This is a genomic window from Microcoleus sp. F4-D5 (assembly GCF_036704885.1).
Lineage (GTDB): Bacteria > Cyanobacteriota > Cyanobacteriia > Cyanobacteriales > Microcoleaceae > Microcoleus.
Map to the genome: position 1 here is coordinate 47,458 of NZ_JAUBSX010000038.1, position 18,887 is coordinate 66,344.

Here is an 18,887-nt window from a genome sequence, read left to right on the forward strand (position 1 = left end):
AAACACCTCTTTCAGGACACTTTGACAGAATTTTGGAGAATCTGTGGCGAGGGCGGGCGATCGCCAAAAAAAACCCGGCCAAAATTGGTCGGGAGTTAATTAATCAGGGTGCATCTACTAATTTAGCTTGCTGAGAATTCGATCGCAATCCGGACACTTACCGCTAAAAACTCACAACTCTTTTCGGTGAACCAGAGTTGCACTAGCTTGGTCTGTCGGAACTAGCAAGACTTCGCTAATATTGACGTGGGGCGATCGCGTCGCGCAAAAATACACGACATCGGCTACATCGTCAGCAGTCAGAGGTGTCAATCCTTGATAGACATTTTTTGCTTTTTCTGAATCGCCGTGAAACCGGACATTGCTAAATTCTGTTTCCACCAAACCAGGCTCTATTTCCGTCACCCGCACTGGTGTTCCCAAAAGGTCTTGTTTCAACCCTTCGGAAATAGCTCTCACTGCTGCTTTGGAAGCGCAATAAACATTGCCTTTCGGATAAGTTTGGCGGCCGGCTATTGAGCCGATATTCACTACGTGGCCGCGGCCTCGGCTTACCATTCCCGGCACGATCGAGCGAGTCATGTACAGCAAGCCTTTAACATTGGTATCAATCATTTCTTCCCAATCTTGAAAGTTGCCTTCGTGCAGTTTGTCTAAACCCCGGCTCAATCCCGCATTGTTAATTAGAATATCAATGCTTTTCCAGGCATCGGGAAGCGCAGCTATCGCCGATTCGACTTGCGGGCGATCGCGCACGTCCAATTCTAGCAAATAAATCTCGTTCGCCGACGCGATGGATTTTGTTTCTACAAGTTCGTTTGCCAGTCGATCGAGTTTTTCAAAGCGGCGGGCTGCTAAAATTAGTTTGGCTCCAGCTTTGGCGAATATCTTGGCACAGGCCGATCCGATACCGCTACTAGCACCTGTAATGAAAACAATTTGATTTTGGATTGAAATCATTTTTTGTCAGTTGTCAGTTGACTGTTGACTGTTGTCATTGGTTATTTGTTAGTTTTGTTAGTTGTTATTTGCTATAGCCTTTATCGCTATAGTGAGGTATGTTTAATTCCTTGAATGAGATTTTTTATCTTCAAATATGTACCTCGTGTGACTAATAACCGCTATACCACTTACCACTTACCACTTACTAATCACCAATCACCCATTACCTGTTTGGACCATCCCCCATGCCCCATGCCCATGCCCCATGCCCATAACACCTATTTTATTACTTGACAACCCGCAATCGCACACTAACTGTTGCAATTCCGCCTTGTCGCATCAAAACTGCTGAAACCCACCGATTTTCGGGCGTAGCCGGAGCTTTACCTACTTTAAAAATTCCCCCGGAATTTAGCAACTCCAGCTCGACTTCTGAGGGATTAAAAAAGGTTTTTTCGGTAATGGGTTCCTCCAAAACAGTCCCTATTAAAATATCATCGCCGATCGGCTCTCGCACAATGGCATCAAAATGGTACTCTTCGCCCACCTTAACTTGCTCCGGCACATTCACTTGAATTGTGGGAGGATTTTGGCCAGAACTAAGCTGAGTTTGTTCTGCTAAAATCTCTTGCTTAACTATTTTTTCACCTTCAAAACGCTGCTGAGAACGGATGGTAGCTTTGAGAGTTAATTCTCTGCCATCCTTTTTTTGAGTGCCGGCAATTGTAGTTACGGTTTCTGCAATAGTCGCGCTACCTTCGGTTTTCCAAGATTTGATCTCGGTGCGGTAATTTAAACTCGGATATCGATCCCAGAGTTGGGTGAGGGCTTTTGCCATGCTTTGGGTGTTTAAGCCATCAGAATGAGTGAAATTCGGGCTGTAAAATGCCATCACTGCTTTGACATCGCGCCGGTTGGCCGCTGCGTCAATTTCTGTTAGCGCTTTTGTGAGTGGGGCAGGCGCATTTGCTGTTGTTTGGGCGATCGTTTGGGGAGTCGCCGCGATCGCACCAATCGCTCTTGCCGCACCTTGATGCAGCACGCCAGCACTTACCACTGTTAAACATAACAACATTTGAGCGATCGACTGCCCGCAGTTAAAGCCAAAAACGATCGCCCGTTGGCGCAGCCCTCTAAGAGGATCGGCTTTTTCGTCCCGACGGGTGGAAAAATACTGAGATACACTTGGTGCTAAATTCAAAAAATTACGCATTAGATGATAATTTGGTTATTTGTTAGGATTCGCGGCGCGGGCAACTGTTCGCCTGCAACGAAAACTGACAACGGAAGGACGGACACGGCACAATCTAATTTTAGATTGCTGATTGAAAATTGGCTGAAACTGTCGGAATAATAAGCATAATAATCTAAAACCTCAAATATAAAATCGCTCGACCTGTGGAAGTTCTAAAAGAAACAAATACCTTGACAAAAGCCCCCCTCCGGTTGTTGGTTGCAGCTAGCGGCACTGGTGGACATTTATTTCCCGCGATCGCCACCGCTGGGCAGTTGAACGACTGTCAGATCGAATGGCTGGGAGTCCCAGACCGCATGGAAACTCAGTTAGTTTCATCCCTTTACCCCCTCCACACGATCGCCGTTGAAGGCTTTCAGCAGCGATTTGGAATCGGTACAGTGCGAATTTTGGGCGGACTCGCCGGCTCGATCCTTCAGGTGCGGAAGTTGCTCAAAGCGGGAAATTTTCAGGGAGTTTTTACTACCGGCGGTTATATCGCAGCACCGGCTATTTTGGCGGCCCGTTCTTTGGGTTTGCCGGTGATTCTCCACGAATCTAATGCAATTCCGGGGAAGGTGACGCGCTGGTTTAGTCCTTTGTGCACTGCTGTGGCGATCGGATTTGAAGCTGCAGCCCAGCATTTACCCCGCGCCAAAACGGTAGTTGCCGGTACGCCCGTGCGATCGCAATTCCTCACCCGCCAACCTCTAAATTTGCCAATTCCTGACAGTGTACCTGTAATTTTAGTCATGGGCGGCTCTCAAGGTGCTGTGGCAATCAATCAGTTAGTGCGGCAGTGTGCTCCGGCTTGGTTTGATGCCGGTGCTTGGGTGGTTCACCTCACAGGAAATAATGACCCGGATGCCGAGAGTTTGAAACACGAACAATATTTATCGATGCCATTTTACGACAATGTGGCGAGTTTGTTGCAGCGAGCAAATTTAGCCATTAGTCGATCGGGCGCGAGTGCTCTGACAGAATTAGCAGTGACGGGCGTACCTTCTATTTTAATTCCTTTTCCTCACGCCGCTGACGACCACCAAAGATTTAATGCGGAGGTATTTGCCGCATCCGGCGCCGCCGTGGTATTCCGTCAAAGCGAACTGACAGCAGATGTGTTGCAAAGCAAAGTATTGTATTTGTTAAGAGATTCCGAATATTTGGAAAAAATGTCTAAAGCTGCTGCTCAATTAGCAGTGAGAGACAGTACAGAACGTTTGGCAAATTTGGTCAGGGAATTGGTGGTGCGGTGATTGTTTTTAGGAGTTTTAACCGCAGATGAAGGCTGATTAACGCAGATTAACGCAGATGAAGAGTGATGTTTTACATGATATGGGAGTGGATGAATTTAACTACTGATTCTAATCCTTCTTTGGTCTTCAAGTTAGTAAAAACAAAAGGTTTGTCGCCGCGCATTTTTTTCGCGTCCCGTTCCATCACGCCTAAATCTGCTCCCACAAAAGGCGCGAGGTCTGTTTTATTAATTACCAACATATCAGATTTAGTAATTCCCGGCCCGCCTTTGCGCGGAATTTTATCGCCTGCCGCGACATCGATTACGTAAATTGTTAAATCTACTAACTCCGGGCTAAACGTTGCCGCCAAGTTATCGCCGCCGCTTTCGACAAATACTAAATCTAAATCCGTGAATTTGTGTTCTAACTCTTCTATCGCTACTAAGTTGATCGAAGCATCTTCGCGGATGGCTGTGTGGGGACAGCCTCCTGTTTCTACGCCCAAAATGCGATCGATCTCTAAAGCTTGACTCCGAACCAAAAACTGGGCATCTTCCTGAGTATAGATATCATTAGTAACAACCGCAATCTGGTATTGCTGCCGCAGCGACTTGCACAAAGCATCAAGTAAAGCAGTTTTCCCCGAACCAACCGGCCCAGCAATTCCTACACGAAAAGCACCCATAGCGATTTTAGATTTTAGATTTTAGATTTTAGATTTTAGATTGTCTGATTTTGGATTTGGGATTGAGGGATTTGGGATTGAGGGATTTTTAACTGCGAAACAACCTAGTGTACTGAGTTTCGTGCGCCATGCTAGCCAGGGCTAATCCCCAACTGCAACTGCCAAGGTCATCATCTTCTAATTTTAAAACTTCTTGCGCCGTACAGCTAATTTGAGACTGCAAATCTAACAGCAACTGCTGACCGGCTGTTTGACCGAGGGGAATCAGTTTCACGCCCGCACTCGCCAAATTTGCAGCCCAACTGTACAAATATCCTAACACGGCGGCTTCCTCTTCAATCTGCCAGTTGGCGGCGGCAATGCCAAAGCCGATCGCAAAATTGCACTGATTGCCGCCAGCTTCCAGGAATTCTTTTACAATTGTTGTTAACCCAGAAGCAACGGGCGATTCCCTGCGGGATAGCTTCGCTTCACGCAAATCCAGCAGCAACCTGACCAAAGTCCGCCCCATTTGCCAACTTTGCAAGCGCAACTCTTCTGTTTCCTTAGCAGCAGTCGCCCAAGCATTCCAGTAATTCAAAGCCGTCAAATCCCCCATCTGTGCCGCCCTCAAAGCCCGTACCACCACAGCGGCTTCTACTCGAACAGCCCCGAATTGCAGCGAATTTTCTAACCAATTTCTCAAAGTAATCTCGCTGTCGATCGCACCGGTTTCTACCAGACTTTCGATTCCCTCAGAATAACTATAAGCTCCGACAGGTGCAAAAGCTAGCTGCAACAAAGATAAAAGTTGATTGTTCACTGTTGACTGTTGACTGTTGACTGTTGACTTCTTGCTTCTTGAATGGCCGAAACCAATTTTGTCACAAGCCCTCGGATTCATCGGTGAGAGTAAATCTAAAATCTAAAATCTAAAATCTAAAATCTAAAATCTAAAATCTAATGGCTGTGCCCGTAAGCGCCCATTTCCGGCTGAAACGGCACAATTTCCTCTGTTACTTCCAAACCCATTTTTTCTAGCATTCCCTGCAACACAGAGTCGGGAGAAAGTCTTAAATAATTATCGGCAATTTCTAAAGCTACGTGGCGGTTGCCTAAATGATAAGCCGCCCGCATCAGTAGCAGCGGACTTGAGGCCCGGGCTGTCAGCACCGGTTCGGGTTTTGCACTTACCAGTACCAAACAGCTACCGTCTTCCGACTGCAATAAATCTCGATCGCGCAGTACCGTACCTCTGGGCAAACTCAGGTGCAGCCTTTCCCCGGTTTCTGTCTCGAATCGGTGGCGGCTGCGAGTGCGATCGTCCGCTGTCATCGGTAAAGTAAAGCTGACAACAGCATCGGGATTTGCTGGTAAATGTTTGGTGAATGTTAGCATTTTTCTATTCTCTTCCTCAGAGCAATTCACTTGACATTGAGTTTTTGAGGAATATATAGCAATCCTTGCAGGAGTCAGAAACTTTTTACCCCACCCCAACTCTCCCCGAACCCAAGGGAAGGGAGTAAGAAATTCACAAATGATGCGAGGATTGCTATATTTTTTATAGCCCAAGAAATAACGAAGGCTGAAGTTCCAATCTTCAGCTCATGTTTCAGAAATTAAAAACGTCTTAATCCTGTTGCCGCTAGCTATTTCTCATTCCAATTTACAGCCAGTTGAAAAATATTCATCTCTCTGACCGCTCCCGTTCTGGCTCTCATACCAAATTTATGTTATTTTGTCAAGCACTCGATCGCAGACGATCGCTTTTTTTTCAAAAAATTTTGCCTACCGTCTAGGAACTCGAACAATTTAAATCTCCAATATATTGTTGGGGGAGGTAGCGCTTAGGCATCCTGCCTGCCCTTAACAAGCTTTTATGGAGAAGTCTAATAGAACGGGAGAGGAAGAAAGACTCAAACCCTCAAGCTTATTGATTGCCCGCTTGTTGCAGCCGCAGCAGCTCGGCTTGAATTCGCTGTTTTACTGCCGGATCCGCTTGCTGGAGCAAAGTAAGCTGGTTGAAGCGACTAACTGTCAAACCATTGGTTTCGATAACTTTTTTAGCTTGTTGGCAGTAATTCACCGCGATGCCGCGAAAATTTCCAGACAGCCTGTTAATTCCCTGAGTTTCGTTGCACACTACTCTGGGAACCGAGCCTCCAGCCATTCTTTTAATTTCGTTATAAGCTTCCACCCGTCTGGGTTCTATTGCCAACACAGCGCGGGCGTAGCTAGTAATTTCCTCGTTGCTAATCTCTTGAGCTTGGGCTGTGGCTCCGAAAACGAGGTTTGGGGATTGTCCGTACAAACCGGGTGCCCATCCGCTAGCCAAAGCTGCTGCGGAAATGATTCCTGCCAACAGCGATTGGCGCAGCATCCGGTTGAGGCGAAATTTAGAGTTTTTAAGTGAGGTATTCATGGTCGTCGGTGATTGCTTGCGTGTAGATAAAAATGACACAGCGCTGGGAGGCTCAATCTTTTTGAATAATGTGGTGGCTAAAAAGTTCCTGCAGTTGGTGATAATTTTGAATTCCCGCAGGATGATTTGGCAGTTGCTACGGCGATCGACTTTTTAGCAATTCGATAATTTGATCTATTCTAACATCTTTGGGAAGTTGACAAAACCCAAAATAGAGACGGTTTTTTTAATTACAGAGCGTTCCCGAATTACCTCTGCAAATAATTCTCAAAACGCAAATATTAAATAATTCTAAAAGTTATTGACAAATTACTCGCATTAATTAGTCTCATCAAGGTAAGCGCGAGCGAAGCTATCCCGAACGCGCGTGCCTTCGGTGAAGGGTAGGAAATCGCCGGGAGCACCTCAATGAAAGCAGCCAAAGTAGAAATCTAAGTTTTGAGGCAGGAGGCAGAAGGCAGGAGGCAGAAGGAAAGAGGCAGAAGGAAGGAACCAGATGAAGTGTTTTTACCAAGAGATGCTCCCGAATTGCTTGCAAGGCAAGGTCAAATTTAACAATTGCACTCATCAATTCCCGCGATGATTTATTTAAAATTAAGCTGTGGCGCATTTGTATATCGAGAAAATCCCCCTGGTTTTGCTGCTGACGGAGCCAGAGCCGGAACAAAAATCAGATTTTACTACCCGAAGATAGAGGCAGCAGCGGGGAACTAGACATTAAAATCTTGTTATCAAAATGCGTGCTATCTGTTTTCGGCAGTCAACGCGCAGGCCTTCAATTCCAGTTCTTGCTTCGTCCAGTTTGGATCTGCCAAAACTTGTCTGCGACTTACCCAGAAATCTGATTTTTCTACGAAATAAAATCGTTACAGCCATCAGCAAGAGCAGACAAACCCCCGAAAGCTAGAAATTTTAGGTCTCAGTTTTCTTGTCATCTCGATCGCAGATAGCGAACTTTGGCAAGCATTATCGCAGCAAGTTAACAATTATTAATTACCGATTGCCAATGAAAAGCCAAAAAGAACTTTGGCGAGTTATTCTCGCAGTAGCTATCAGTATTGTAGGCGTGCTGCACTTTGCAGTGCCCGCACCTTTTATCAGAATCGTGCCGCCCCAGCTTCCTTACCCGGAAGCCTTGGTTTATATCAGCGGTTTTTTCGAGATTTTGGGAGGAATTGGGCTGTTAGTTCCTCCTGTGAGCAGGGCGGCGGCGTGGGGATTAATTGCCTTGTTTATTGCCGTGTTTCCAGCTAATATCAATCAAGCCGTCAACAATATTCCGATAGAAGGGATTCCTCACAACCAATTACTGTATTGGTTCAGGCTGCCTTTTCAAGCTGTCTTGATTGCTTGGGCTTGGGTTTATACCCAACCAGACGAAGGTAAACCCCGGGCTTCTATAGTGCCAGATAGAACAGAAAATGCCCGATGAAGCAGTTCGACTACTCTTTGGATTTTAAGAACATCGACTTTCGACAGCACCCGGAACTTTATCGCGTAGGGAAAGGAGAACAGGGAGTGCTGTTGGTGGAACCCTACAAAGGAGAAATTCTGCCTTTGTGGAGATTTAAGACTCCTGAAATTGCCAGGGAGTCGAGCAGCAAAATTTACTCCTTGTTTTTAGAGTATCTCGATCGCGAAGATTTTGTGGGAGCCGACATGGCTCGCAAGTTCTTACAGATGGGGTACACTCGCTCGCGTCGTTACGCTAACCACAAAAGCGGGCGAAAATACCAGCAAAACCCTCAGAAGCTGAAGTCCGTTGCAGAGCAAAGCGCAGCTCGAAAAGATATTTTGCCGCTAGAAGCAGATCCGGTGAAAGCAGAATCTGCCGCCATTTTTCAAGAAAAATGGATGCTGGCCAAAATCAACGAGAAATATCTCGAGCTTTTAGCCAGACACCGGCAGATGTACGAATCTTATTTAGTCAACCCTGAGGATTGACATACATTTACAAAAACTCAGAAGTTACACTTTAGCCGCGTCGGCGCCATGCAGTTGTGCTTGCCTATCTGGGCCGCATCTATTTGCTTGGCATTGCTATTTACTCGTCATCTTCTTCTGTTTGCCACTGCCGCCAAATTTCAAAGGCATTAAAGCCCCTGTATTGCAGGTAATTCAAGACTTTGCCCTTGGTTTTCGGATCTGCTTTACCCCAAGTATCGATCTTATATTTCCGCATGACTTTGGCTTTTAATTCGGCCAGTTTTTCTGCTTCGGAGTCCTGATTTTCGGCAATTTCTTCTTCCCAGACTTGCTCGAACAAATCGCTGGTAATTCCTTTTTGCAAGCACTTGCGCTTGATGGCCGATTTCCCGTATTTGCCTGCTGCAGAGGCGATCGAGTTTGCCACCAAGCGAGTGTCAGACTGATAGCCCCGGTCTTGAATTTGCGCGATCGCCTCCAATATTTCCTCATTGTCAAAACCTTTCTCTTGCCCCTTTTTGCGAAGTTCAGAGGCACTGTAGTCTTTGCGGGACAAGAGAAAATAGAAATAGTCAAGACAGCTCATCAGTTCAATCGAAGGGTGGCGCGCAAATACTCGTCTAGCGAATGCCAAATCCAGTCGCCTTGCCCGAGGCTGACTGCATCGCCATCGGCTTTATTCTTCTGTATCCTCCTCTTCATCATCCACATCTACATCCGGTCTGTCCACATCGATCTGAATCAAGCGAATGTGCTTGTATCCGAGCTTAATTTCAAACTCGTCTCCCGGCTTTAATCCCATTTCTTGGGTATAATTTGCCCCGATCACGATCGAGCCATTCTTGTGAACGCTAGCTCGATAACTCGCTTCTCGTCCGCGTCCGTCTGCTTTCGACTTCTCTAGCTCAATGCCCTTAGCAGCTAACACTGCATCGTAAAACTCAGCCAGATTAATCCGGGTTTCTCCACTTTTGCTGACCGTGAAGTAGCCGCAAAGCTTTGCAAGTTCTCTGCGCGGCAAATCACTGCCTTTGATTTTTTGAAGCAGACCTTTTCCTGTTAAGGGTGCTGTAGCTGTTTCTGCCATTGACCGTACCTCGCTTATTGGACTTTACTTATATCAATTACAACACATTAGATTAACTTTGTTTCACTGTCAATACTAAGAATTCTGAATATTAAGATTCTGGATAAATTTCTGCAGCCTGAAGACCGGGGGTGCAAGTAAGGATGCTCGAAGGGCGACAATAATTGCTCCTCGCGGCCCAAATGCTTGTGTAAGCCTCTCTTGCGATCGCGCGGGCAATTATTGTCGCAAATTAAATGCTTTACTTTTTTACAGTAAAGTCTGTTCCCTGCATTCACCAACCCCCGATCGAGTCTGCGGTCGAGGTAAAAACAAGACAGCCGTGAATCGAAATACCTAGAGCGCGGCCGCTGCAAATCTGGCAAAAGCATTTACCTGCCGGGGTTAACTTTTACCTCAACAAGGGGAGGCAGCACTTGTTCAAGGGTGCCCCTGCCAGCTACTTGCACGCACCAGTTTACAAAAAGAATCCAACTGTAGGCCCGTGCTCCAAACCCTTATGGAATAAGTCATTCCCAATTCTTCAAGTCTTTCATCTAAAATCTAAAATCTAAAATGGTATAAACCCTGTTTTTCGGGCGCGAAATCCCCTTAAAACCCCAAATACCAACGAGCAATCTTCTATTAAGGTGTTCGGTATATAACTTGCACAGAAAGCAGTCTGGGGAAACCAATCCGGTAAAAATTGAAGGAAATTTCACCTGTTCGTTGAACGGGTTTTAGCTTAAAGCCGACTCAATGGGCGCGGCGGCAGAAATATCGCGCAGCCACCAGGAGGGGAATAGTTTCGAGCGGGCGAGATTGCTTCGCGACTCTTAACACTTCGCCGCGAATCAGTAAATTTCTAGGGGGAACTCGGGAAAATCTTCCTCCTCCGGCCCAAAGCCCGAGAATTTGAGGTTCTTTCCACAGGGGAATTGAAAAAGACTGAGTTAAATGCACAACTGCTTAAATGTTTGATGCACTACAAATTAGCAGCGGTTCCCAACAGGGAGTTTCGGTGGAAATGTACTGGTTTCGACTCGTGACCTGCAAACTGCCAGACTCTCAAAATTTATGCACCAACTGGAGGGGCGCGTCAAACTCACAGCCGCTTCCATAATTAATGATTGTGAAATATAGCCACCGCCTTGACGGTAAGGATGTTTTTAATTGTTACAACTCTTGCTTTTATTGTCTTGTGCCGAATGACGAATGCTCCGGCTGCCGAATGACTCGGCCCAAAAACGGATACCGCCCCCCGACAACAGTCGTTGACAGATCAAAATTTTAGACCCTTGTTCAAGCTGCCAGATTCATCTGTCGAGTAAATATAAAATCTAAAATCTAAAATTAACTGACGAATACTGCATCAAGCAGTCTCGGACTTACTCTCTCGACGAGAAACCCGGTTTCTTCCTAGACTTTTGGTTGCCCTGCTGCTTGTTTGGGGTAGAAACCGGCTTGAGGATCGCAAGTCGGAGATTCGATCGAGCCGCATACTGTTGATAACTTTTCCAGCGGTAGCAGATCGCAAATTGCCAGCAAAAACTGCACCCAGTTGGGAGCCAGGGCAAGCGGATCTAAACTCAGCAGTCCGCGCAGGCGATCGCTTTTAGTGACGTTGTTGGATGTAATTTTGCGACAGCGGAGTCCGTACCGCCGGCAGTAACTCTTCCGGTTTCGTGCTTCGGTGGTGCGAGTAGCGCCATCCAAAAAAGCCAGCACTCAAAGCAACGGGCAACAAGCAAAGCATCAGGGCCACAGATTTTTTCAATCCCGGTTTTTTTAACGGTTTCTGAGTCCCTGCTGCGGTGCGATTTGCTTGGATCGCCGAACACTCAGGATTCGGTGAGTTCGATGAATTAGCACCGTCGGGTCGATCGTTCTGATGAACCCAATCCCTGCGATCTTTGAATTGGTCGGGAAAGTATTCCCAGACTTCGCCGTCAGAACTGTCTGACTCGTGAGATCGATTGGCGGGCATTGGCGGGTACTGGGCGATCGCCGAAAGCGAAGACGGTGCCTTCCATTCTGTACCCGCGACCGCCGGCTGCGTTCCCGACCCGATTATTTGCACTATAGAACCGGATGCCGCGCTGTGGGCTGGCGCGCCGGTCAGATAGCCGTCAAAGTCCGGGTGCTGGTAAAGAATAGGCAAAGCCCAGTATAACTGGTGAGAACCGTAGGCAGAAATTAGTCCGGCTCTGGCCCGGCTCAGGCTGAGATCGACTGGATAGCCTTGATTGAGGTTGCGGTAAAACAGCCGGGTCAGAGTCAGGGCTACATCGTCGGGGATGCTTTCTGCCATTGCTAGCACTGCGGGAATGCCCCGCTTGACTAGAGCTTCGGTTAAGTTGCGTTCCGGGCTGTCGTCCGCGAGATCTGAGGGGTCGCCGTAAGCACCGCGGCAGGAGTTGAACACGGCCATCTGAATACCGTTGTTAACGAGCAATCCAGCTAAGTCGTCGCCACTCAAGGTTTCGGTTAAGCCGGTGCGGCTGCTGACTAGGTAGAGTTCGCCACCTCTGGAACCTAAGTTGCTGTGACCTGCGTAGTGCAGGACTTGGTACTGTCCTTGTTCTAGGGCTTGGGTAAGCTGTTCTCGATCGGGCTGTTCGAGAATAGTCAGTTGAATTTCCGAGTGGGGGCTGTTTTTGAGGGGGTTAGCGGTGCGGTTTTGCAGTTCTTGTTGCAGGTGGAACACTTCTCGCTTGAGCTGCAAGCTATCTCGATCGCCCGGAGAGGCGATCGCCATTAAAATTTTTAGCGGTCCGCTGCTGGGCAGTATCCGGGTTTGCTTGAACAAACTTGTACCTGGTTGGTAGCGGGAAAACACGACATCCGTGCCGGTTGCCAAAGGGCGATCGCCCGCGTGCAGAACTTCCCAGGGCAGCCGCGGCAAGCGCCGGCCTTTGAGTCCGAGCCGCAGTTGCAACACTTCTCGGCGGTGCTGGGCGATGCCTTGAGCGCAAGTCCAGCTATCGCGCAAGTTTCCTTGAAACAGCCCGCTGTATAATTGTTGCCCGAGGGCTACTAAATTCGGCGCACTGTTGTTTCCCGAACGGGAGAGGCCGCGACCGGCCAAACTGGTTCCCTGTAATAATTTTCCTTGGAGCAAGCCCACTAGCGGGTCGTTCATCAGTTGAGCAGACAGTGCCAGCCATTCGTCGATCGGCCAGCGGACTTGTTGTTCTGCTAAGGGTACACCGGGTGCAACCCTTTCTGTCCGCACTAAATATTCGTCGTCCCCAACTGGGGTGACTGAGAGTTGAAATTCCTGGCTCACCGATTTAGCGCCCTCCCGCCTTAATTCTGAACTTGCCTGCGTTTTTGCCGCTAGCAATAGCGACCGGCAAACTAATTTTTACTCTTTCAATCAAAGTTTTTGAATGCGCTTCCCCCGATCGGGCGAACGCTGGGGTCAAATATATTTGTTCAAACACTTTGAGGCTATAAAAGTTGTACTTTAATAACAGTTTATTAGTTTTGATTGCCCTGTGGCTCAGTGAAAGCCGAATTTTCTGCAATCTTGCTATCTTTAACATTTTGCACCTCTACCGCAGACCCCTTTTGATTCGTCGCGAACTCGAGTTTCTCATTGCTGAGTAAAGTTAAATTGGAGGCACTTTACCAGGCGGATCTCTAGTTCTTATTAAAATTACTTCGGCTCTCGCCAACCGGTTTCAGGGCAATATCGCAGGGAAAGTTGAGTATTTTATTTTTTTTGGCGATCCGTCGATCGGTCTTAACCGCTTATCCTGTACCAGCAACCCCCCATCTGAAATCTTGATTTTGTGTCAATTAATGAATTGGTCAGCCCTGGGTACTCATCCGTAAGGTCTCCGCCCTCATCCGCAAGACCTCAGCGGCGATCGGTAATCGATAGTTGACCAGCGATAATTGCTAATAACTTATTGCTAATTTTCCGCTTTTATGATATAGAAAACTTTTAATTTAACTCTCTTAATCTAGTTAAAGTTAAGCAGCAAAAATAAACGTAAGCAGCCAAGAACTCTCAACAATACAACGACAATCAAATTATTCCGGTACTATCGAGCAACCATCATTTTTGGCATCTAGAGGATTACGCCTCATCAGGCCGGTTTGGAGGAGAATTATTGGATTTGGTAGCGAAGCTTCTACAAAGCAACTGGGTTTCGCAGCCTCGCCGTGGGCCATTCCGGCTCAAAATGCCGATCGACCTTGCAACTGTTACCACAAACAACTCCTGCATTTATTCCTATTCGTTGCAAAATTTTACCATCGGTCTTCAGATATAGCAGTTCTCAATAACATGAGATGCAGGCTCGATCTAAAGCATAGGGCATAGGGCATAGGGCATAGGGCATAGGGGATAGGGCATAGGGCATAGGGCATAGGGCATACCTCACCAAGATTGAGAACAGCTATACATAGATGTTTGCATAGCTGTTTTTTTACTATAAAAACATAATTTTCTCAGTTCGCTCCGCTCGGTCGAAGCGAGAGAAAATTATGCCACTGAAAATTAAAACAAATATTTGCTCGGGCGAACTATCTAAATTTCTAATTAATCATCGGGAACTAAAATTAGGAGGGTGCAGTCGTTTAGTAAAGAAATTCAAATCCTAAGTCAGGGAAGGATTTGTCAGACCTGGGAGTGTTACAAAAATTAAATGCACCCAGGCTCGCTCGCAAAAAAAGCAAGGGTAAAATTTTGGGGATAAAGGTTTTGGGGAGTTATTTGGGAGTTGTAAGTTGCGAGTTTAAATTCAGCTAATTCACTGTAGAAATTACGTATAAAATCTACAATTCGGCGCGACTCGGCGCAGCTTACTGTAGAAATTACGGAGAACATCTCAAAAGATATGCGCTTGGGCGCAGCACTTACGGTGTATGTGGCAAAGCAAATAATTTGAGAGTGGAATTGCCGAATATAAAACTCGCAACCGAGCGAAAAAACCCGTTGCAGTTTAAGTGGCATCTATAACAGTAAATATCGGGACATCAGCTCCTATAACAGGCGAAAGTATGAAGTTAGATTTTTTTCTTCTGCTGCCTCCTGTTTGCTGATAAATTGGTTCTAAGAAGCTTACCATTTTTTGGGAAATATCAACGATGGACGAAAAAATGTTGGTAGAAAATGTATCGGGAACACTTTTTCCCGATCGAGATGAAACAGAAAATTCTGACATAACTCTCAGCAACAACACCCCTGAAAATTCCGATGACGAGTTAGAGGAATTAATTAAGGTAGCGATCTCCGAAAACACAGGTAACGGGAAAGTGCCGGATCTGTCTGACGACGGCGCAGCCGAAACAGGTGCTGTCGATAACAGCACGATTGCTGAATTTAAAGGCGTACCCGAAGAAGGTGCGGGCGACAAAGATGACGGTGGCTTAGAAAATGATGATGGCAACGGCCTCGATCGCCGCCGGACTCTCTTAGGTAGTGATGACGATGACGTAATTGTCGCCACCGGCGATAACGAGGAGATATACGGCAAGAAAGGCAAGGACAAAATCAAAGGAAACCGCGGCAAAAAAAATAAAATCTACGGCGGTAAAGATGACGATGATTGCGAGGGCGGCGATGACGACGATGAAATAAAGGGCGATCGCGATAAAGACAATGTTAAGGGTGGCAAAGGCAAGGACACCCTTAACGGCGGTAAAGACAACGATACCGTGATGGGCGGCAGCGACGACGACATCTGCGAAGGCGATGACGGCGATGACTGGGTGCACGGCAACGAAGGAGATGATAACGTTGACGGCGGCGCCGGCAGCGATAGCGTCTACGGCGGCAAAGGCGACGACGATTGCGAGGGCGGCGAAGGCAACGATACCGTCAGGGGCGACACAGGCAACGACAACGTTAGCGGTGGCGACGGCGACGACCAAGTTAACGGCGGCAAAGATAACGACAGCGTTAGCGGCGGTAGCGGCAGCGACAACTGTGCCGGCGACGACGGTGACGACAGCGTTAGCGGCGGCATCGGCAACGATACCGTCAGCGGCGGTGCAGGCAGCGACGACTGTGCCGGCGACGACGGCGATGACAGCGTTAGCGGCGGCGACGGCGACGATACCGTCAGCGGCGGTGCAGGCAGCGACAACTGTGTCGGCGACGACGGCGACGACAGCGTTAGCGGCGGCGACGACGACGATACCGTGATCGGCGGTGCTGGCAACGACAACTGTGCAGGCGACGACGGCGACGACAGCGTTAGCGGCGGCGACGGCGACGATACGGTGATGGGCGGTGGAGGCAACGATACCCTCGTTACTGGCAACGGTAATGACATGGCAGACGGTGGCGACGGCGACGACAGCGTGATGGGCGGCGGCGACGGCGACGATACGCTGATGGGCGGCGACGGCAACGATACGCTGATGGGCGGTACTGGCGACCATACCTGTGTCGGCGGTGCTGGAAATGACGTTTTTGTCGTGAGTAACAGTACCTCTGGGGCAAGTGCAGTCATCACTGACTACACCGACGACAGCGACAAGTTTCTGCTGTTTGGCGACTTGAACTTTAGCAGCTTGACCTTTATACAAGTCGGTGTCAATACCGAAATTCGGGTCAATAACTTTGCGCTGGCGCTATTGTTGAATGTCAACGCAAGCATTCTCAATGCTGGCGACTTTTTGGGAGTTAATGTTTCGGGCAACAACAATGTTTCCACTCCAACTCCAACTCCAGGTTCGAGGGTGATTATTCCTCCGCCATTCAATCAAACTGTCTTTAATTTTTCTGGCAATACAGTTGCTCAAGTTATTGTCGGTTCCGCGACGCTGGCTAACGACATTACAGGCGGCGATGCGGACGATGACATTACAGGCGGTAATGCCGCAGACACAATTAAAGGTGCCAAAGGCAAGGACACAATTAAAGGTGGCGAAGGCGATGACGATATCGACGGCGGCGATGACGATGACGATATCGACGGCGGTAAAGGCAAAAACAAAATAAAAGGAGGCTTGGGCAAGGACAAAATTAAAGGTGGCGATGATGATGACGAGCTCGACGGCGGCGATGACGATGACGAGATCGACGGCGGTAAAGGCAAAAACAAAATAATCGGAGGCAAAGGCAAGGACAAAATTAAAGGCGGCGATGACGATGACGATATCGACGGCGGCGATGACGATGACGATATCGACGGCGGTAAAGGCAAAAACAAAATAATCGGAGGCAAAGGCAAGGACAAAATTATAGGCGGCGATGATGATGACGATATCGACGGCGGCGATGACGATGACGAGATCGACGGCGGTAAAGGCAAAAACAAAATAAAAGGAGGCTTGGGCAAGGACAAAATTAAAGGCGGCGATGATGATGACGATATCGACGGCGGCGATGACGATGACGAGATCGACGGCGGTAAAGGCAAAAACACGATCGTCGGCGGCAAAGGCAATGACAAATTAACAGGAAATGAGGGCGAGGACTGGCTCGAAGGTGGCGAAGGAACCAATACTCTAATTGGGGGTGCTGGAAGGGATCGCTTTATTTACCGCACTTCCCGCCAAGAGATTAAAACAGTTGCACAAGCTGACTTAATTACTGACTTTAATGTCGATGACGATCTTTTAGAGTTTTCTGCGGCAGCTTTTGCGAATCTCAGCGTTTCTAGCTTGACCCGACTGGTGATTACTTCTACTTCTGCTGTTGGGTCGATCGGCAGCGCTAATTTGCTCGACTTCACCGAGGATATCAGCGTTACTAGCCTCGCCTCTTTGGACGCGCGGTTTAAAGCTTTGGGCGGCACAGACGTGCCTACTTTCTGTCAGTTTACAGATGCCGAGACAGGCCGTTCCGTGCTGGTATTTTCTGTTGGGACGCGCTTTGAAGTTGTGGCCAGTTTCTCGTTGAAAATTCGCCTGCAAGTCACTAACTTTGTCTTCACCGGCCCGCCACTAACTGTTCCTGTGGGTACTGCCGGCCCTGACAATGTGAATTTCAGCAATTCTCCGACCGCAGTTAATTTCGATGGTTTAGCAGGCGATGACAACATTGTCGGCAGCAATTTTAACGATACCCTCAAGGGCGGCGACGGCAACGATACCATCACCGGCAACCTCGGTGCCGATGTCCTAAGCGGCGGCACTGGTGCGGATCTCTTTGTTTACAGGACAACTAAAGAAGGCGGCGATCAAATTACCGACTTTAAGGCGGGAACTGATAAATTCCAGTTTGTAGCCAGCGAATTCGGCAATTTGACTACGACTAACTTTGACGGTGTTACCGGTTCAACTCCTGACATTACTGGCAAAGAGTTAGTGATTTTCACAGGCGGCAGTTATGCCTCTTTGGAAGCTGCACAAGCTAAAGCCCTGGGCAATTCTACAACTGCTGGTTTCTTCGCCTTTACGAATGCGTCGAACGAAACAGTGTTGTATTTTGACTCGAACGGTACCTCCATCGGTGGTTCTACCTTGATTGCGAACTTGGGTACGGCTGCTAGCAATCTGGGAACGGCGGACTTTGTATTTACAGATGCGATCGCATCTTCTCCCGCTACCACTTCTACTAACTTAGGCAGCATTGTCGATTTAACTGCTGCTGGCAACACTTTCCCGATCGCATCTAACAATTTCGGTACTGGTGCTGGCGGTTACAACTTCACCACTCCTGTGTTGTTTACCGGCAATGACAGTGCTAACAGCGTCACCGGTACTGAATTTGCAGACATCATCAACGGTGGTGGCGGTGCAGACATTATCAACGGCGGCAGCGGTGCAGACATTATCAACGGCGGCAGCGGTGCAGATATTCTGACTGGCGGCGCTGGTGCGGATATCTTTGTTTACAAAGCAGCAGGCGAAGGCCCTGATACGATTACTGACTTTACCTTTGGGGTTGACAAATTCCAGTTTGTCAGCAGTGATTTCGGCAATTTGACTACGACTAACTTTGACGGTGTGAGTGGGGTTTCTCCTGACATTACTGGCAAAGAGTTAGTGATTTTCACAGGCGGCAGTTATGCCTCTTTGGAAGCTGCACAAGGTAAAGCCCTGGGCAATTCTACAACTGCTGGTTTCTTCGCCTTTACGAATGCGTCGAACGAAACAGTGTTGTATTTTGACTCGAACGGTACCGTAGCCGGTGGTTCTACCTTGATTGCTAATTTGGGTACTGTTGCTGGAACTTTGGGAACGGGGGACTTTGTATTCACAGGTTCGGTCGCAACTTCTCCCGCGGGTACTACTGCCAACACTGGTAGCGTTGCCGATTTAACTGCTGCTGGCAACACTTTCCCGATCGCATTTAACAATTTCGGTTCAGGTGCTGGCGGTTACAACTTCACCACTCCTGTGTTGTTTACTGGAGATGCTGCTGCTAACAGCGTCACTGGTACTCAGTTTGCTGACATCCTGACTGGCGGTAGCGGTGCAGATATTCT

General features: G+C 48.0%; 14 protein-coding genes. 5 read left to right on the forward strand and 9 right to left on the reverse strand.

Annotated elements, in window-relative coordinates; genetic code table 11:
- Nucleotides 1-171: 171 nt before the first annotated feature.
- Both QUA80_RS18560 and QUA80_RS18565 read right to left on the reverse strand, forming a co-directional pair.
- Complete coding sequence (locus tag QUA80_RS18560) at nucleotides 172-960, reverse strand: SDR family oxidoreductase (protein WP_333426584.1); 789 nt, start codon at nucleotides 958-960, stop codon at nucleotides 172-174.
- Between the two features lie 268 nt (nucleotides 961-1,228).
- On the reverse strand, nucleotides 1,229-2,155 hold the full coding sequence (locus QUA80_RS18565) for a nuclear transport factor 2 family protein (RefSeq protein WP_333426585.1): 927 nt from the start codon (nucleotides 2,153-2,155) through the stop codon (nucleotides 1,229-1,231).
- A gap of 185 nt (nucleotides 2,156-2,340) precedes the next feature.
- On the opposite strand from QUA80_RS18565, the gene murG reads away from it, so the two are divergent.
- On the forward strand, nucleotides 2,341-3,432 hold the full coding sequence (gene murG / locus QUA80_RS18570) for an undecaprenyldiphospho-muramoylpentapeptide beta-N-acetylglucosaminyltransferase (RefSeq protein WP_445302258.1): 1,092 nt from the start codon (nucleotides 2,341-2,343) through the stop codon (nucleotides 3,430-3,432).
- 70 nt (nucleotides 3,433-3,502) lie between these two features.
- On the opposite strand, the gene ureG is transcribed toward murG, so the two are convergent.
- The 4 genes from ureG to QUA80_RS18590 all read right to left on the reverse strand — a co-directional run bounded on the left by ureG (nucleotide 3,503) and on the right by QUA80_RS18590 (nucleotide 6,500).
- Nucleotides 3,503-4,099 carry an urease accessory protein UreG gene (ureG, locus tag QUA80_RS18575; RefSeq protein ID WP_333426586.1) on the reverse strand — a complete coding sequence of 199 codons (597 nt, stop codon included), beginning with the start codon at nucleotides 4,097-4,099 and terminating at the stop codon, nucleotides 3,503-3,505.
- A gap of 88 nt (nucleotides 4,100-4,187) precedes the next feature.
- Nucleotides 4,188-4,901, reverse strand: a complete 714-nt coding sequence (locus tag QUA80_RS18580) for an urease accessory protein UreF (RefSeq protein WP_333426587.1) — start codon at nucleotides 4,899-4,901, stop codon at nucleotides 4,188-4,190.
- A 137-nt stretch (nucleotides 4,902-5,038) separates the two neighbouring features.
- Entirely contained in the window at nucleotides 5,039-5,476 is a 438-nt protein-coding gene (ureE, locus tag QUA80_RS18585) for an urease accessory protein UreE (protein WP_333426588.1), read from the reverse strand.
- Nucleotides 5,477-6,008: 532 nt separating this feature from the next.
- Nucleotides 6,009-6,500, reverse strand: coding sequence for a DUF4168 domain-containing protein (locus QUA80_RS18590; protein WP_333426589.1), 492 nt, complete (start codon nucleotides 6,498-6,500; stop codon nucleotides 6,009-6,011).
- Here QUA80_RS18590 and QUA80_RS18595 point away from each other — a divergent pair.
- The 3 genes from QUA80_RS18595 (at nucleotide 6,499) to QUA80_RS18605 (ending at nucleotide 8,444) form a co-directional block, all read left to right on the forward strand.
- Entirely contained in the window at nucleotides 6,499-6,657 is a 159-nt protein-coding gene (locus tag QUA80_RS18595; RefSeq protein ID WP_333426590.1) for a hypothetical protein, read from the forward strand. The genes QUA80_RS18590 and QUA80_RS18595 overlap by 2 nt on opposite strands.
- An 849-nt stretch (nucleotides 6,658-7,506) precedes the next feature.
- Nucleotides 7,507-7,932, forward strand: a complete 426-nt coding sequence (locus QUA80_RS18600) for a DoxX family protein (protein WP_333426591.1) — start codon at nucleotides 7,507-7,509, stop codon at nucleotides 7,930-7,932.
- Nucleotides 7,929-8,444, forward strand: a complete 516-nt coding sequence (locus QUA80_RS18605; RefSeq protein WP_333426592.1) for a DUF4385 domain-containing protein — start codon at nucleotides 7,929-7,931, stop codon at nucleotides 8,442-8,444. The genes QUA80_RS18600 and QUA80_RS18605 overlap by 4 nt, the downstream gene beginning before the upstream one ends.
- A 100-nt stretch (nucleotides 8,445-8,544) precedes the next feature.
- Here QUA80_RS18605 and QUA80_RS18610 read toward each other — a convergent pair whose 3' ends face one another.
- The 3 genes from QUA80_RS18610 to QUA80_RS18620 all read right to left on the reverse strand — a co-directional run bounded on the left by QUA80_RS18610 (nucleotide 8,545) and on the right by QUA80_RS18620 (nucleotide 12,781).
- Nucleotides 8,545-9,012, reverse strand: coding sequence for a regulatory protein RecX (locus QUA80_RS18610; protein ID WP_445302259.1), 468 nt, complete (start codon nucleotides 9,010-9,012; stop codon nucleotides 8,545-8,547).
- A gap of 90 nt (nucleotides 9,013-9,102) precedes the next feature.
- Nucleotides 9,103-9,513, reverse strand: coding sequence for an AbrB family transcriptional regulator (locus tag QUA80_RS18615; RefSeq protein WP_172184952.1), 411 nt, complete (start codon nucleotides 9,511-9,513; stop codon nucleotides 9,103-9,105).
- Between the two features lie 1,594 nt (nucleotides 9,514-11,107).
- Entirely contained in the window at nucleotides 11,108-12,781 is a 1,674-nt protein-coding gene (locus tag QUA80_RS18620) for a CHAT domain-containing protein (RefSeq protein WP_333426594.1), read from the reverse strand.
- 1,811 nt (nucleotides 12,782-14,592) lie between these two features.
- Between QUA80_RS18620 and QUA80_RS18625 the strand changes: the two genes are divergently transcribed.
- Nucleotides 14,593-18,887 (forward strand): calcium-binding protein (locus QUA80_RS18625; RefSeq protein WP_333426595.1); only part of this gene is annotated, 4,295 nt, incomplete at its 3' end.

Coding starts and splice junctions, on each gene's coding strand:
- QUA80_RS18560 (WP_333426584.1), bottom strand. CDS start 960: ATGATTTCAATCCAAAATCAAATTGTTTTCATTACAGGTGCTAGTAGC.
- QUA80_RS18565 (WP_333426585.1), bottom strand. CDS start 2,155: ATGCGTAATTTTTTGAATTTAGCACCAAGTGTATCTCAGTATTTTTCC.
- ureG (WP_333426586.1), bottom strand. CDS start 4,099: ATGGGTGCTTTTCGTGTAGGAATTGCTGGGCCGGTTGGTTCGGGGAAA.
- ureE (WP_333426588.1), bottom strand. CDS start 5,476: ATGCTAACATTCACCAAACATTTACCAGCAAATCCCGATGCTGTTGTC.
- QUA80_RS18595 (WP_333426590.1), top strand. CDS start 6,499: ATGGTCGTCGGTGATTGCTTGCGTGTAGATAAAAATGACACAGCGCTG.
- QUA80_RS18590 (WP_333426589.1), bottom strand. CDS start 6,500: ATGAATACCTCACTTAAAAACTCTAAATTTCGCCTCAACCGGATGCTG.
- QUA80_RS18600 (WP_333426591.1), top strand. CDS start 7,507: ATGAAAAGCCAAAAAGAACTTTGGCGAGTTATTCTCGCAGTAGCTATC.
- QUA80_RS18605 (WP_333426592.1), top strand. CDS start 7,929: ATGAAGCAGTTCGACTACTCTTTGGATTTTAAGAACATCGACTTTCGA.
- QUA80_RS18610 (WP_445302259.1), bottom strand. CDS start 9,012: ATGAGCTGTCTTGACTATTTCTATTTTCTCTTGTCCCGCAAAGACTAC.
- QUA80_RS18615 (WP_172184952.1), bottom strand. CDS start 9,513: ATGGCAGAAACAGCTACAGCACCCTTAACAGGAAAAGGTCTGCTTCAA.